The organism is Roseovarius albus, from assembly GCF_900172335.1.
GTDB classification, from domain to species: Bacteria; Pseudomonadota; Alphaproteobacteria; order Rhodobacterales; family Rhodobacteraceae; genus Roseovarius; species Roseovarius albus.
Genome location: NZ_FWFX01000001.1, coordinates 233951 through 248706, shown reverse-complemented (window position 1 = coordinate 248706; position 14756 = coordinate 233951). Strand labels below are relative to the sequence as shown.

The following is a 14756-nucleotide window of genomic DNA, read 5'->3' as shown; positions in this document are numbered from 1 at the left end:
AAACGCGCCCTGTTACTTGCAGAGCGCGCTTCAATCCGCAATGGATCATATTATTATTGCTCAGGCCAGCCGCCCTTGCGCATCTCAGCTGAGATTTCCAGCTGAACAACATCACTGGTCAGCGGAGCAAACTGGCCGACCCCCACTTCGCTGCGCAGCAAGGAGCTCGTCGCTTCAACACCAATCCATTCACCCTGATAGTAGTCAAAGAAACCACCCAGCGGGTGCTCCCCCTGAAATGTCATGTTGACTTCCAGAACCGCAGGAACGGTCTGACCTTTGACCATCAAATCGCCGCTCAGACGCATTGATTGAGCCCCGGTTTGCACTGCGCTGGTCGAGGTAAAAGTGATGGTTGGGTTTGATTCGACGTCAAAGAACCCTTCGCCTTTCAGTTCAACATCCAGCGCTTCAAACCCTGAATGCAGGCTATTGGCGTCAATCTCAACACGAGCCGAGGTGGCCATAACATCCGCGGGATCAAAATCGATCTCGCCTGCGACGCTGGTCCACTCGCCGCGCTGTGTTGTCAGGCCCGCATGGTTCCAACTAAACACCACTTCGGTGTGACTTGGATCAAGAACGTAAGTTTCTGAAATGGCGGCAGAACTCGTAAAAATGGCAGTTGCCGCGACAATTGAACGAAGTAGCATCGTTAGCTCCTATAAGTTGGTTTGGCCGAAAAATACACAGTGCAATTGTGCGATAAATAGCAAAGATCGCACAGTTTCTGTGCGCATTTCGCCATCACATTTTTGCGATCAACATCAAAGACCACGTAGATCTTTTCGTTTATTGCGCCAACACCCGCCCCAGCCCCTTGCTCATTGCGGGGGATCGGCTTAAACCGCGCACGACTAATTCTAAGGACGCCACCATGCCCGTTCTCGTGATGAAATTCGGCGGAACATCCGTTGCCAACCTTGACCGCATCCGTCGCGCTGCAAAACGCGTAGGCGTCGAAGTGGCCAAGGGCTATGACGTCATTGTCATCGTATCGGCCATGTCCGGCAAGACCAACGAGATGGTCGGTTGGGTCAATGAAACCTCACCGCTCTATGATGCGCGCGAATATGACGCCGTCGTCAGCTCTGGTGAAAATGTCACCGCTGGCCTGATGGCCTTGACCTTGCAGGAAATGGATGTCCCCGCCCGCAGTTGGCAGGGCTGGCAGGTGCCTTTGATCACCAACTCGGCCCACTCGGCTGCGCGGATCGAAGAAATTCCAACTGACAACATCAATGCCAAGTTCGGCGAGGGCATGCGCGTGGCTGTGGTTGCCGGCTTCCAGGGCGTCAGCCCCGAGGGCCGCATCACCACGCTAGGCCGTGGCGGCTCAGACACCACCGCTGTGGCCTTTGCAGCTGCATTCGATGCCGAACGCTGTGACATCTACACCGATGTCGACGGGGTCTACACCACTGATCCCCGCATCGCCGACAAAGCCCGCAAGCTTGACAAGATCGCATTCGAAGAGATGTTGGAACTGGCTTCTTTGGGGGCCAAGGTTCTGCAAACCCGCTCGGTCGAGTTGGCAATGCGCTATAATGTGAAACTGCGCGTACTTAGCAGCTTCGAAGAACAATCAGACGAAGCAGGCACATTGGTCTGCGCCGAGGAGGAAATCATGGAATCTAACGTCGTAAACGGCATCGCCTATTCCCGCGATGAGGCGAAGATGACCCTTATCTCTGTGGCTGACCGTCCTGGCATCGCCGCTTCAATCTTTGGCTCGCTGTCAGACGCCGGCGTAAACGTCGACATGATCATTCAAAACATCTCAGAAGAAGGTCGCACCGACATGACCTTCTCTTGCCCCACTGATCAGGTTGCGCGCGCTGAAAAAGCCATGGCTGAATCAAAAGACAGCGGCGAAATCAACTTCCACGATCTGGTGGCAGACATCGATGTGGCAAAGGTTTCCGCCGTCGGCATCGGCATGCGCAGCCAGTCCGGCGTTGCCGCCAAGATGTTCAAAACGCTTTGCGATGAGGGCATCAACATCAAGGTTATTGCAACTTCCGAGATCAAAATTTCCGTTCTAATCGACCGGAAATATATGGAACTTGCCGTGCAATCCCTGCATGATGCGTTCGAATTGGACAAAGCGGCCTGAACCTTGCATCCTGATGTTGCAGGTCATTGGTGGCCGTTACTGATCAGGAAGAGGCACGGCACAGCCCATGACGCAGGACTATCCGACAGACAGCCGGCAAATGCTGGGCCGCCTGCGTGCCGCCATGGCGCAGGATACCGGCGGTCAGGCCCGGCTTGACCAAATCACTCATCTAATCGCCGAAGAAATGCACACCGAGGTGTGCTCGATCTACCTGTTCCGTGACGAAGAAACGCTAGAGCTCTGCGCCACGCAGGGCCTGAACCCGCAGGCTGTGCACGAAACCCGTATGCGTATGGGTGAAGGTCTGGTCGGGCGCGTCGCCCGCACCGGTAAAATCGTCAACACCGACAATGCCCCTTCAACCAAGGGATTCCGTTATATGCCTGAGACGGGGGAAGAGGCCTATTCTTCCTTCATGGGTGTTCCGATCCAGCGGCTTGGTGAAAAGCTCGGCGTTCTGGTTGTTCAATCCAAAAACGCTCGCAGCTATGCCGAGGAAGAGATCTACGCCATCGAAGTCGTCGCCATGGTCATCGCCGAGATGGCCGAGCTCGGTGCCTTTGTCGGCGAAGGCGCGGCCATGTCCGCCCGGCATCAGCAACAGGTTCTGTTCCACGGTGCCACAGCCCAAGAAGGCGCGGCCCAAGGCAACGTCTGGCTGCATGAGCCGCGCGTCGTCGTCACCAACCCCATCGCTGATGATCCCGTCCGTGAAAGCGAGCGCTTGAATGAAGCGGTCGAAGAACTGCGCATCGGCGTTGACCGCATGCTCTCCACTGCCGCAGGCGGCGACAAGGAACAGCTTGAGGTTCTTGAGGCCTACCGCATGTTCGCCAATTCCAAAGGCTGGATGCGCCGGATGGAAGAGGACATCACCCGTGGCCTCTCCGCCGAAGCTGCTGTTGAAAAAGAACAATCCACCGCCCGCGCCCGCATGCGCGAAGTGACCGACCCTTACCTGCGCGAACGCCTGCACGATCTGGATGACCTATCCAACCGCTTGCTGCGCATCCTGACAGGCCAAGGCAAAGAAACCGGCGCGGACATGCCCGCCAACCCGATCCTGATCGCCCACAACATTGGCCCTGCGGAACTGCTGGATTATGGGCGCTCGCTCAAAGGTATCGTATTGGAAGAAGGCTCTGTTGGCTCTCACGCTGCTATTGTCGCGCGTGCACTGGCGATTCCGCTGGTCATCCACGCCGATCAGATCACCACAGAGGCTCTCAATGGCGACCAGATCCTTGTTGATGGTGATCAGGGCGTCGTGCACCTGCGCCCAGATGAGACCGTTGTCGCCGCCTTCCAGGACAAGATGGCAATGCAGGCCAAGGCGCAAGAGCGCTATACCTCGATCCGGAACAAGCCCGCAGAAACGCTCTGCGGCACAATCATTGACCTGCATATGAATGCGGGCCTCATGGCCGATCTGCCCAGCCTCGAAAATTCCGGGGCAGAAGGCGTGGGGCTCTTTCGAACCGAACTCCAATTCCTGATCCGTAACAAGATGCCCCAGCGGGCTGAACTCAGCGAGCTTTACGCCCGCGTCATCGACGCCGCCCACGGCAAACACGTGGTCTTTCGCACCCTTGATATCGGGTCAGACAAGGTTCTGCCCTACATGAAGGTGATCGAAGAACCGAACCCCGCGCTTGGCTGGCGCGCCATTCGCATCGCAATGGACCGTCCTGGCGTGTTGCGCATGCAGGTGCAGGCACTTTTGCGCGCGGCAGCAGGTCGCCCGCTATCGGTGATGTTCCCGTTCATTGCGCAACGCGAAGAATTCACCGCAGCCCGTGCGGAGATCGACAAGGCACTGGAGCGCGAACACATTCTTGGCCATCCGGTACCGATTGAGCTCAAAATCGGCGCAATGCTGGAAACGCCCTCTCTCGCCTTTGCACCGGACAGTTTTTATGACGAGGTGGATTTCCTCTCCATCGGCGGCAACGACCTCAAGCAGTTCTTCTTCGCTGCTGACCGCGAAAACGAACTTGTCCGCCGCCGCTATGACACGCTGAACGTCAGCTTCCTGACCTTCCTGGAACAGATCGTCGCCCGCTGCGACGCCTCGAACACGCCACTGTCGTTTTGTGGCGAGGACGCCGGCCGCCCAATCGAGGCTGCGTGTTTCGCCGCCATCGGCCTGCGCGCCATGTCTATGCGCCCGGCCTCCATCGGCCCAGTCAAATCCATCCTGCGCCGAACCGATCTGACTGAACTGCGCGACGTCATCCATCAAGCCAGCGCCGACGGCCTACAATCAGTGCGCCCTCGGGTCATGGATTATCTGCGTGAGAAGCTGTGATATTTCCGGGACAAGATTAAGAGCTTCTAAGGCGCATTGAATGAGAAAGAGCATTGCCCGCATACTCTTGGGCCTTCTCGGACTTCTAATACTCTATTTCATTGCTGCGATGATCGGGGCTATCATCCCTAATGGCAACCACGAGAGCGTAGAAACAAACCCACATGAAAGTACCGAGATACTGCTCCTTGCCGGGCCAATTCACTATGACTTTCTTATTCCTTTAACCGACGACGTGCGGAAAGATTTCGCCGAATTCACCAGCGCAGGCGTGCCCATCTTCGACCCTGCAGCGGAATGGCTTCTGATCGGCTGGGGCGCACGGAATTTCTACACTACAGCAGGCAGCTATGCTGACGTATCTGCCTCTGCTGTGGTCAGGGCAATCTTTGGCGATTCCTCCGTCCTTCGTACAGAAGTCTTAGGACCAATCCGGCCTGATTTGGACCTGCCCCGATTCAAGGTTAACGAGGCGCAATTCAAGCAAATGCGCCAAGCCATACTGGACAGTTTCGCGAGGGAGGCAGACGGCATTATCCCTGTTTCGGGCAATCTCTCCTCTCGCGACCAGTTTTTTGCTGCATCCGAACGCTTCCACCTCTTTCGCACCTGCAACACATGGGTGGGCGACATGATCCAGGCTGCAGGCCTTCCCTTTGGCCGCTGGGTACCTCTGCCGTATTCGGTGTCTCTATCTCATTCTAACTTTCTGGCGCATGAACCCACTGATTAGTTCTCCTTGACACCTCCCTGATCGCCCCATAGAACCCCGCTCCTTCATTCTAGAGTTTAGAGGGGCGGCACATGCCACAAGTGGGCCATTCATTGGGTATCGATTTTGGCACCTCCAACTCGGCGGCCGGCTTTGTACAGGACGGCAAGGCTCAGCTCATCCAAATGGAGCCCGGGCAATACACGCTGCCCACGACGTTCTTTTTCAACTTCGATAACCGCGAAACCCTAATCGGCGAACCTGCCAATCAGGCGCTTTTGGACGGTGACGAGGGCCGCTTCATGCGAGCTCTCAAACGCGTGCTCGGCACCAGTCTGATGCATGAGGAACGCCAAATCCTGAATGAGCGTGTCACCTTTGTCGATATCATTGCCCGCTTCCTGCGCCAGATCAAAACTCGCGCTGAGACCGCAACTGGCCTCACTTTCAATCGAGTGCTTTCCGGTCGTCCAGTGGTGTTTCACGGAACTGATCCGATCAAGGAACGGCGGGCCGAAAATGACCTGCGTGCCTGTTATCATACTGCAGGTTTTGAGCAGGTCGACTTCATGGCAGAGCCCGAAGCCGCCGCCATCGCCAGTGGCGCACTCAAAACCCCGGATGAACTCGGCCTGATCGTCGATATCGGTGGCGGCACCTCGGACTTTTCACTGTTTCGCACCAGCGACACTGGCATAGACATCCTCGCCAACCACGGCGTGCGTATCGGTGGTACCGATTTTGATCGCTCAATCAGCATCGATCACGTCATGCCGCTTTTGGGCAAGGGTACCTCCTTACGCAAAGTCATGGGTCCTGGCACCTCGCCTGTACCCAACGCCATCTTTAATGATCTGGCCACATGGGAAAAAATCCCGTTTCTCTACACCCGACAGAACCAACGGATGGTCGCCGACATGCTGCAACTCGCCCACGCTCCCGATAAACTCAAACGTCTTGCTTCAGTCCTGGAGGACGAGCTAGGTCACGAGCTTGCCTTCGCGGTAGAGCGCGGCAAGATCGCGGCCAATTCCGATGCAACAAACCCGACGATTTCACTGAGCCAGGTCGAACGGGGCCTCTCTACGCCCCTGCCCTCTGAGCAGCTCACGGCAAGCCTCAAACAACATCAGCAGGCACTCTATGATGGCGCATTGGATACACTGGCCCTTGCCAACGTTGCCCCGGCTCAGGTGACCCGCATCATCTATGTTGGTGGCTCCAGCCTGTTGGGAATGGTCACTGAGGCCATGCATCAGGCTTTCCCACAAGCAGACCATTCCTTTTCCAAGGTGTTCACCGCCGTCACCAATGGCCTTGCCATCGCCGCCAGTCAGCAGTGACAACAAAAAACCCCGGCGCTGTGGCCGGGGTGTCGTTTAATCAAAGTAACAGTTTTTACTGATCCAGGAACGACCGCAGCTTGCGGCTCCGGCTCGGGTGCTTGAGCTTGCGCAGCGCCTTCGCCTCGATCTGACGGATCCGTTCACGGGTCACGCTGAACTGTTGACCAACTTCTTCCAGCGTGTGGTCGGTGTTCATCCCGATACCAAAACGCATCCGAAGAACCCGCTCTTCCCGCGGGGTCAACGACGACAGGACCCGTGTCGTGGTTTCTTTGAGGTTGTCCTGAATGGCCGAATCCAGTGGCAGAATGACGTTCTTGTCTTCGATGAAGTCACCCAGCTGGCTGTCTTCCTCATCGCCGATTGGCGTCTCTAGGCTGATAGGCTCTTTGGCGATCTTCATCACCTTACGCACCTTCTCAAGCGGCATCTGCAGCTTTTCAGCCAGTTCTTCCGGCGTCGGTTCACGGCCAATCTCGTGCAACATCTGACGACCGGTCCGAACCAGCTTGTTGATCGTCTCGATCATATGCACCGGAATACGGATCGTGCGTGCCTGATCGGCAATCGACCGGGTGATCGCCTGACGAATCCACCATGTTGCATAGGTCGAGAATTTATAGCCCCGGCGGTATTCAAACTTGTCCACCGCCTTCATTAGGCCGATGTTACCTTCCTGAATAAGATCAAGGAATTGCAAGCCGCGATTGGTGTACTTTTTCGCAATCGAAATCACCAAACGAAGGTTCGCTTCGACCATTTCTTTCTTGGCAGTCCGGGCTTCTTTTTCACCCTTTTGCACCTGCTGTACGATGCGGCGGAATTCGCTGATATCCAGACCTACATATTGACCAACCTGCGCCATATCTGAGCGCAACTCTTCCACCTTATCGGCCGAACGCTCCATGAACATCTGCCAACCACGGCCTGACTTTTGGGCCATATCGTCCATCCAGTTCGGATCCAATTCGCGGCCCCGATACTCTTCGATGAACTCGCGGCGATTGATCCGGGCTTGATCCGCCAGCTTCACCATCGCGCCATCGATCTGCATGATCCGGCGGTTGATGCCATACAACTGGTCGATCAGCGCCTCGATCCGGTTGTTATGCAAGTGTAGTTCGTTCACCAGTTCAACAATCTCGGCCCGCAGCTTCTGATAGACATCTTCCTGCTTATCAGTGAACGAACTGTCCTCATTCAGCGTCGCAGAGATCCGGCTGTCCTGCATCTCGGACAATTTTTCATAATCATCGGCGATGCGGTCCAGCGTTTCCAAAACCTGCGGCTTCAAAGCGGCTTCCATCGCCGCAAGGCTCATGTTGGCCTGATCATCCTCATCATCATCGTCATCGTCAGTGCTGATCGGGTTGCCATCGGCATCCAGCTCGGGCTGCGCCTCACCTTTATTGGCCGCAGGCGCAGAGGAAATGTTCGCCGCATTCACAACGGGCTCTTCTTCCTCGTCGCCCATCTGGTTGCCAAAGGTGGCCTCCAGATCGATCACATCACGCAGCAAAATGTCTTCGCTGACAAGTTCGTCGCGCCAGATGGTGATCGCCTGAAACGTCAGCGGGCTTTCGCACAGCCCGGCGATCATCGTATTGCGTCCGGCTTCGATCCGTTTCGCAATCGCAATTTCACCTTCGCGGCTCAGCAGCTCAACACTGCCCATCTCGCGCAGGTACATGCGCACTGGATCATCGGTACGGTCCAGCTTTTCTTGGTTACCGGATCCCAGCGTTAGCTCACCCTTGCGGCCAATCTCGGCCACAGCGGTGGATTTCTGCTCTTCTTCCTCGGCGTCTTCCGCCTCGATGATATTGATGCCCATTTCGGATAGCATCGACATCACATCTTCAATCTGTTCGGACGAGACCTGATCCGGCGGCAGCACCTGATTAAGCTGATCGTAAGTGATAAAGCCCTTCTCGCGCGCCTCGGCGATCATCTTCTTGACCGCAGTCTGGCTCATATCCAGCGAGATTTCAGCATCCTGATCGTCGGGTTTACGGTCGTCGGTGTCCTTGGCGGCCATACAGATCTCCTGAACATATGGTTGGCAGGGTGATTCGTTTGATCCGAATCAATCCTGCCACACGGTGATTCGCAACCCTCTACAGGGTTTTCTTTGTGAGTGCTTCCCTAAATGTAACAGGCCCGTTACCGGCGGCCCGATTTAGAAAATGTAATCTTCTCGAGCAGCGCGTCAAATCGATCACGTTCATCGCGATTGATCGGCGCGCCATTGTCTGCCCGTTCATACTCGGTGCGGTCTTCTTGCAGGCTTCTCACAGCCTTATTACGAGCTTCTGCCGCCTGACCCAATCGCCAGGTCACGGCTTCATCCACAACGCCCGAGATATCCTCCTCAGCTTCCATGATTTCGGTTTGCAGGCCGTAATGGGCCTCAAGCTTGGCCAGTTCCTCTGAAATCGTCTGTCGGGCAAGCTCAGCATCCCCGGGGATTCGCACTGGCGGTGCCAGCACCACATGGGGAAGCGCCAGCAGGTTTTCAAGCTCTGCCACACCATATTCTTGCTCAATCTCCATGCGCAATTGTTCCGGCCCCATATCGGCATAGCGCAGGATTAGATCCCGCAAACGTGCATAATCCGTTGAGTTGCAGCGCATCGCTTCGATATCCGCTTCGAACTCCACCAAAACATCTGGATTCAGTATCAAAGAGGCCAGAATGACCGCTTCGCGCAACCGGATGTGCGCCAATTCGTCCGCCGCCACCAAAAGCGAGCTGCGCGTGCTGGCGCGGGCGTTCTCAACCCGCGGCTTGAACTTGCCACCGCTGTAATTCCCGCGGGGGGCTCCGGTGTCGCGTTTGGTTCGAAACAATTCCCACCGCAGATCTTTGATCGCATCGCCATAGTGGCGTCGAATTGACGGATCCGCGATCAGCTTGATCTTTTCCCGTAGCGCCTTGTCCAATGCTGCTTTGCGCTCTGGGCTGTCAAAAACCCGCCCCTCAGTTTCGCGCTGCCACAACAACTGAACCATCGGCAGGGCGCCATCCAGCAGCGCCTGCAGCGCCTTGGCACCCTTGGCCTTGAGCAGATCATCGGGGTCCTGCCCCTCGGGCATGATCGCAAAGCGCAGGGATTTACCCGCCTCCAAAAGCGGCAGCGCAATATCTATCACCCGGTGCGCCGCACGCAGGCCCGCCGTATCGCCATCCAGTGCGATGATCGGCTCATCGGCGACGCGCCATAGCATCTGCACCTGATGCTCGGTCACTGCGGTCCCCAGTGGCGCAACGCTGGCCTTGAACCCTGCCACCGACAGGGCAATGACGTCCATGTACCCCTCAGCCACGATCAAATCTTTGCCTCTGCCTGCCGCCGTGCGCGCAGGCCCAAGATTGTAGAGCGTGCGCGATTTATCAAACAGTAGTGTCTCGGGCGAGTTCAGGTATTTCGCATTGTCATTCGGGTCCATCGCCCGGCCGCCAAAGGCAATGCAGCGTCCGCGCGCATCGCGAATGGGAAACATGATCCGGTTGCGAAACGTATCGTAAGGCTTGCCGCCCTTCTGGCTCGGCTTGGCCAAACCACATTCCAATATCATCTCAGGCGCAACACTCGCCTGCACCAGATGATCCCATAGGCCTTGCCAGGCATCCGGCGCAAAGCCAATTTCGAACTGTTCCTGCGTCGCCTCTGACAGCTTACGCCCCGCCAGATAATCGCGCGCATCGGCCCCGGCCCCGGTTTTCAGCTGCAGGCGGAAAAACTGCACCGCTTTTTCCATCACCTCGATCAGCTGGGTATGCTTGTCGGCCTTGGCCTGTGCTTGCGGATCGCGCTCGGGCATTTGCATCCCGGCCTCGGCTGCCAAGATTCGCACCGCCTCCATGAAATCGACATTCTCAGTCTCCCGCACAAAGCTGATCGCATCGCCTTTGGCGTGGCAGCCGAAGCAGTAGTAATAGCCCTTGCGGTCATCGACGTGAAAGCTGGCGGTCTTTTCCTGATGGAACGGGCAAGGGGCCCACATGTCACCTTTGCCCTGGTTGGACTTGCGCGCATCCCACACCAGCTTGCGCCCAGCCACCTGGCTCAGTGACACGCGCGTGCGCAATTCATCAAGGAAGTTGGGTGGAAGACTCATACCCTATCATTAGCCAAATGGCGTACAGATCGCTAGGGGGCAGATGGGTTGAGATCGACTTATTGCTCGAAGGCCCCGCAAGATTTCTGGAATTGGCTCGCCGCCTCGTCCGTCAGTTGATCCTCAGGCAGGGTAAAGACGAAATCCACCAGATACGGCACTGACGGGACGTATTTCTTTTCGACCTTGTTCTTACCCTTGCGAAGCGACTTCTTGATTTTGTCTGCGTCCGTCCCCGCCTTGCGCTCTTCCACCGATGTCGCAATGATCCCGGCCTGCACCTCACAACGGGCGGCACGCTCATCGGCGGTTTCCGCAGAAACTGGCAAAGCAAACAGGGCGAAAGCTGGCAACAACATCATACGCATAGCAGAACACTCCAAAATCAACGTGACCTCTATCTGTCAGCGCGGCTGCCGTGCTGCAACCCCCTGCATCGCGATTTTCAGATCATGCGCAAGGGTTTGCGCAAAGGCACGAAACACCATGATCTGATAGCTGCGCTCGCCAATCCGGGTAATAGACGCCATCATATGCTGCAATTCTGTGCGCGCAGTATGGCCACGCTTGAACACGCCCGGGCGCAGGTCAATCGGTGTCAGACGCGCCAATACTTGGGCGGCATTCTCTCCCTCCAGCCGCGCCACCGCCCAGGCATCCGACTGATCTGTCAGTGCCGCATGTTTGCCGAGCTTCGCATCAGGCTCCGGCCCGCACAGCAGTACCATCTCGCGGCCAAACCAGATTGCACGGCTGCCTTCTTTGCCGGTCGCCCGGTTGGGGGCCGGGGCCGCCATACCATGAGCGCCTTTCAACGCCTCCGACAGGGCTTTATTTTTTCCCTTATACGGCGCCACACTGGTCAGAACGCCCGTATCCACCTCAGAAGCGGAAACCGTTCCAACTTCCAGCGGCAATGCCCCGTCAAAGGGCGTTTTTGCAATCAATTCAACCACGTGTCCGCCCTCCTTCAGCATCAAAAAACACCGGGTGGCAGACCTCGCACAGGGTTTCCACCCCGTTTAAATGCTCGACCATCCGCACCACTTCGCCATGCCGCGCCGGGCCGTCCTTCAAAAACCCGAGCGCGATGTTGTGGCCTAGCGTCGGCGAAAACCCGACCGAGGTGATATACCCCTGATCATTGGCACTCACCGCTTCGGCACCCTTGTCAAACAAGTGCCCCCCAGCGATCAGCTCTTTCACCTCACCCACGGGTTTCAGACCGACCATCCGCTCGCGGCTTTCTTCAACCATGCCCGGCCGCGCGGCCGAGGCCTTGCCGATACAATCCTTCTTGCCGCTGACCATGCCTCCCATGCCAATGTCATAGGCCGTCACCCGACCATGGATTTCGGCATGGGTGATAAAGCCTTTCTCGATCCGCAACACATTCAGCGCTTCCATCCCATAGGCCCCGCCGCCCAGCGCCTCTGCCTTGGTCATAAGCGTACGGAACAGGCTGTCGCCATAACGCGAGGGCACCGCCACCTCATAGGCATGCTCACCCGAGAAGGAGATCCGGAATAGCCGTCCCTTCACACCGCCTATACTAACCTCGCCGCACGCCATGAAGGGCCAGCTCTCGTCATCAATCGGCGTATCCAGCAGATCGTTCAGCAGATCACGCGACTGCGGCCCTGCCACGGCAAACTGTGCCCATTGTTCAGTTACAGAGGTAAAGCGCACATCCATCTGTGGCACCAGACACTGGTGCACAAACTCCAGATGCCGCATCACCTGTCCCGCTGCTGCGGTGGTGGTCGTCATCACGAAATGCTGCTCGCTCAGCCGCGCGGTGGTGCCATCATCCATCACATGCCCGTCTTCACGCAGCATAAAGCCATATCGTACCCGTCTGACCTTAAGGGTCGAAAACGCGTTGGTATAAACAAAATCCAGAAACGCGCCCGCATCCGGCCCCTGAACATCGATCTTGCCCAAGGTGGACACATCACAAACGCCCACAGCATTGCGCACCATGTTGACCTCGCGATCACACGATTGCCGCCAATGGGTTTCGCCCGCTTTCGGGAAATAGCTGGGCCGGTACCACAGCCCGGCCTCGATAAACGGCGCACCCTTTTCCTGCGTGGCCTTATGCGAGGTTGTAAACCGCTCCGGCGCAAACCCCTTGCACTGCGCGCCCGCACCCAGCGATGCAATCGACACCGGCGTATAAGGCGGGCGATAGGTGGTTGTCCCGGTCTCGGGGATCCCACGCCCAGTCGCATCCGCCAGCACCGCCAAGGCGGCAACGTTCGAGTTCTTGCCCTGATCCGTCGCCATGCCCTGCGTGGTGTAACGCTTCATATGTTCGACAGATTGGAAATTCTCGACAGCAGCCTGTTTGACGTCCTTCACAGTCACATCGTTCTGGAAATCCAGCCAGGCCCGACCTTTTCCCGGCACCGCATAGACCGGATAGATGTCATAAACACCGTCCTCTGCCGCAGGAGCCACAACGTCCGCGCGCTTCAGCCCCAGATCATCCAAGGCCCCCTGCGCTGCCGCAACACCCGCCTCAAGGCACTTATGGGTCGAGAAATCTCCCTGACAGGCCCCAGCCGTGCTCAGCCCTGGCACCGCACCGTCCACCGGCACAAAGGCGGCAATATCGCGGTCCCAGGTCGGACGCCCACCCATATGACAGGTCAGGTTCACCGTCGGGTTCCAGCCACCCGACATGGCCAGACAATCGGCCTGAACATTTTCGGTGCCCTTTGCGGTACGGATGGTCACGGATTCAAGACGTTTCCCACCGCCCGCATCACAAACCTCAGCACCCGCATAAAACGGCACATCCAGATCGCATTTCGCATGGTGCCGCGCATCAACCAGCGCGCTCACGTGCACGCCTGCGTCCTGCAGATCGGCCACCGTGCGATGCGCTTCATCGGTATTGCCAAAGACCACCACATTCCGGCCCGTCGCCACCCGCCAGCGATTCAGATAGGCGCGCACGGCTCCCGCCGTCATAATACCCGGGCGGTCATTGTTGCGAAACGCCACGGGCCGTTCAATCGCACCCGCCGCCAGCACGGCGCGTTTTGCCACAATACGCCAGAAACACTCGCGTGGTGCCCCCAATCGCATCGATACATCATGCGGGACCTTCTCAAGCGCCCCGAAAGTACCCTGATCATAGGCCCCGACCACGCTGGTGCGGGTCATGATCCGCACGTTGTCCATTTGCGCCAGCTCGGCGGTGATCTCTTCGGCCCAGACCGCGCCGGGTTTGCCATCCACCTCTAATGTCTCGGCATTCAGCCGCCCGCCGGTGCGGGTATCTTCCTCGGCCAAAATCACATCGGCCCCGGCCCTGGCTGCGGTCAATGCCGCCAGCAACCCGGCAGGCCCCGCACCAATCACCAGCAGGTCGCAATGGGCATAGGCTTTCTCGTAGGTCTCGACATTGTGCTTGCCAGACAAGGCCCCCAATCCGGCGGCATTGCGAATGACCGGCTCATAGAGCTTTTCCCATAACGCCTTGGGCCACATGAAGGTCTTGTAATAAAACCCAGCGCCCAGAAACGGTGCCGCCCAATCGTTCAAACTCATCAGGTCGAACCCAAGCGAAGGCCAGCGGTTCTGACTTTTCGTGACCAGCCCTTCGTGCAACTCCAGCGTCGTCGCCCGCACATTTGGTTCCTGCGCCGCGCCCAACCCGGTTGTTACCAACGCATTCGGCTCTTCACTGCCCGCACTTAACACACCACGCGGGCGGTGGTACTTGAACGACCGTCCCATCAGCGCGATGTCATTGGCCAACAGCGCCGAGGCCAGCGTATCGCCGCCAAAGCCCTGATAACTATGACCATCAAACTGAAAATTGATCTGCTGACCGCGATCAATCAGCCCCTTGCCCTCAATCCTCATGCGCCCTGCTCCTTGATGTCCGAGGCCAAGGCCGTTTCAATCACCTCATGCGTCGCGGTATTGCGCGTGACCACCACCCATGATCCGCAATGCTCGTGATACCAAAGATCTCGCGTCATCCCGCATGGGTTGTCGCGCACATGCACGTAATCCACCCAGGCTTCCGGCTCTGCATCCGCCTCAGGCCGGTCCAGCGCCACCGCTGCGCCCTGATAATAAAACTCGCGCCGGTCGCGCTCTCCGCAAATCGGACAGGTAATTCTCATGACA

General features: G+C 57.4%; 11 protein-coding genes. 4 read left to right on the top strand and 7 right to left on the bottom strand.

Going from position 1 to position 14756, the window contains the following annotated elements; genetic code table 11:
• Positions 1-53 precede the first annotated feature (53 nt).
• Positions 54-653, bottom strand: a complete 600-nt coding sequence (locus tag ROA7450_RS01170; RefSeq protein ID WP_085803785.1) for a YceI family protein — start codon at positions 651-653, stop codon at positions 54-56.
• A 224-nt stretch (positions 654-877) separates the two neighbouring features.
• Between ROA7450_RS01170 and ROA7450_RS01165 the strand changes: the two genes are divergently transcribed.
• From ROA7450_RS01165 to ROA7450_RS01150, 4 genes are all read left to right on the top strand, one after another.
• Positions 878-2116, top strand: a complete 1239-nt coding sequence (locus ROA7450_RS01165; protein WP_085803784.1) for an aspartate kinase — start codon at positions 878-880, stop codon at positions 2114-2116.
• A 67-nt stretch (positions 2117-2183) separates the two neighbouring features.
• Positions 2184-4427 (top strand): phosphoenolpyruvate--protein phosphotransferase, encoded by a 2244-nt coding sequence (ptsP, locus tag ROA7450_RS01160; protein ID WP_085803783.1) that lies wholly within the window; start codon positions 2184-2186, stop codon positions 4425-4427.
• Positions 4428-4467: 40 nt separating this feature from the next.
• The gene (locus ROA7450_RS01155) at positions 4468-5160 is read left to right on the top strand and encodes a TIGR02117 family protein (RefSeq protein WP_085803782.1); all 693 of its coding nucleotides are present in this window, start codon (positions 4468-4470) and stop codon (positions 5158-5160) included.
• Positions 5161-5231: 71 nt separating this feature from the next.
• On the top strand, positions 5232-6482 hold the full coding sequence (locus ROA7450_RS01150; RefSeq protein ID WP_085803781.1) for an Hsp70 family protein: 1251 nt from the start codon (positions 5232-5234) through the stop codon (positions 6480-6482).
• Positions 6483-6537: 55 nt separating this feature from the next.
• Here ROA7450_RS01150 and rpoD read toward each other — a convergent pair whose 3' ends face one another.
• The 6 genes from rpoD to ROA7450_RS01120 form a co-directional block, all read right to left on the bottom strand.
• On the bottom strand, positions 6538-8523 hold the full coding sequence (rpoD, locus tag ROA7450_RS01145; protein ID WP_085803780.1) for an RNA polymerase sigma factor RpoD: 1986 nt from the start codon (positions 8521-8523) through the stop codon (positions 6538-6540).
• Between the two features lie 125 nt (positions 8524-8648).
• The gene (gene dnaG, locus ROA7450_RS01140; RefSeq protein WP_085803779.1) at positions 8649-10607 is read right to left on the bottom strand and encodes a DNA primase; all 1959 of its coding nucleotides are present in this window, start codon (positions 10605-10607) and stop codon (positions 8649-8651) included.
• 59 nt (positions 10608-10666) lie between these two features.
• A complete protein-coding gene (locus ROA7450_RS01135) occupies positions 10667-10975 on the bottom strand; it encodes a hypothetical protein (protein WP_085803778.1) in 309 nt (102 codons plus the stop codon).
• Between the two features lie 36 nt (positions 10976-11011).
• Complete coding sequence (locus ROA7450_RS01130) at positions 11012-11563, bottom strand: sarcosine oxidase subunit gamma (RefSeq protein WP_085804125.1); 552 nt, start codon at positions 11561-11563, stop codon at positions 11012-11014.
• A complete protein-coding gene (locus ROA7450_RS01125; protein WP_085803777.1) occupies positions 11556-14486 on the bottom strand; it encodes a sarcosine oxidase subunit alpha family protein in 2931 nt (976 codons plus the stop codon). Before ROA7450_RS01125 ends, ROA7450_RS01130 begins: the two co-directional genes overlap by 8 nt.
• Entirely contained in the window at positions 14483-14752 is a 270-nt protein-coding gene (locus ROA7450_RS01120) for a sarcosine oxidase subunit delta (protein ID WP_085803776.1), read from the bottom strand. The genes ROA7450_RS01125 and ROA7450_RS01120 overlap by 4 nt, the downstream gene beginning before the upstream one ends.
• Positions 14753-14756: the final 4 nt, after the last annotated feature.

Bases quoted from the DNA above. Each gene is read 5' to 3' on its own strand.
- ROA7450_RS01120 (WP_085803776.1), bottom strand. From the start codon at position 14,752: ATGAGAATTACCTGTCCGATTTGCGGAGAGCGCGACCGGCGCGAGTTT.
- rpoD (WP_085803780.1), bottom strand. From the start codon at position 8,523: ATGGCCGCCAAGGACACCGACGACCGTAAACCCGACGATCAGGATGCT.
- ROA7450_RS01135 (WP_085803778.1), bottom strand. From the start codon at position 10,975: ATGCGTATGATGTTGTTGCCAGCTTTCGCCCTGTTTGCTTTGCCAGTT.
- ROA7450_RS01170 (WP_085803785.1), bottom strand. From the start codon at position 653: ATGCTACTTCGTTCAATTGTCGCGGCAACTGCCATTTTTACGAGTTCT.
- ROA7450_RS01155 (WP_085803782.1), top strand. From the start codon at position 4,468: ATGAGAAAGAGCATTGCCCGCATACTCTTGGGCCTTCTCGGACTTCTA.
- ROA7450_RS01125 (WP_085803777.1), bottom strand. From the start codon at position 14,486: ATGAGGATTGAGGGCAAGGGGCTGATTGATCGCGGTCAGCAGATCAAT.
- ptsP (WP_085803783.1), top strand. From the start codon at position 2,184: ATGACGCAGGACTATCCGACAGACAGCCGGCAAATGCTGGGCCGCCTG.
- ROA7450_RS01150 (WP_085803781.1), top strand. From the start codon at position 5,232: ATGCCACAAGTGGGCCATTCATTGGGTATCGATTTTGGCACCTCCAAC.
- dnaG (WP_085803779.1), bottom strand. From the start codon at position 10,607: ATGAGTCTTCCACCCAACTTCCTTGATGAATTGCGCACGCGCGTGTCA.
- ROA7450_RS01165 (WP_085803784.1), top strand. From the start codon at position 878: ATGCCCGTTCTCGTGATGAAATTCGGCGGAACATCCGTTGCCAACCTT.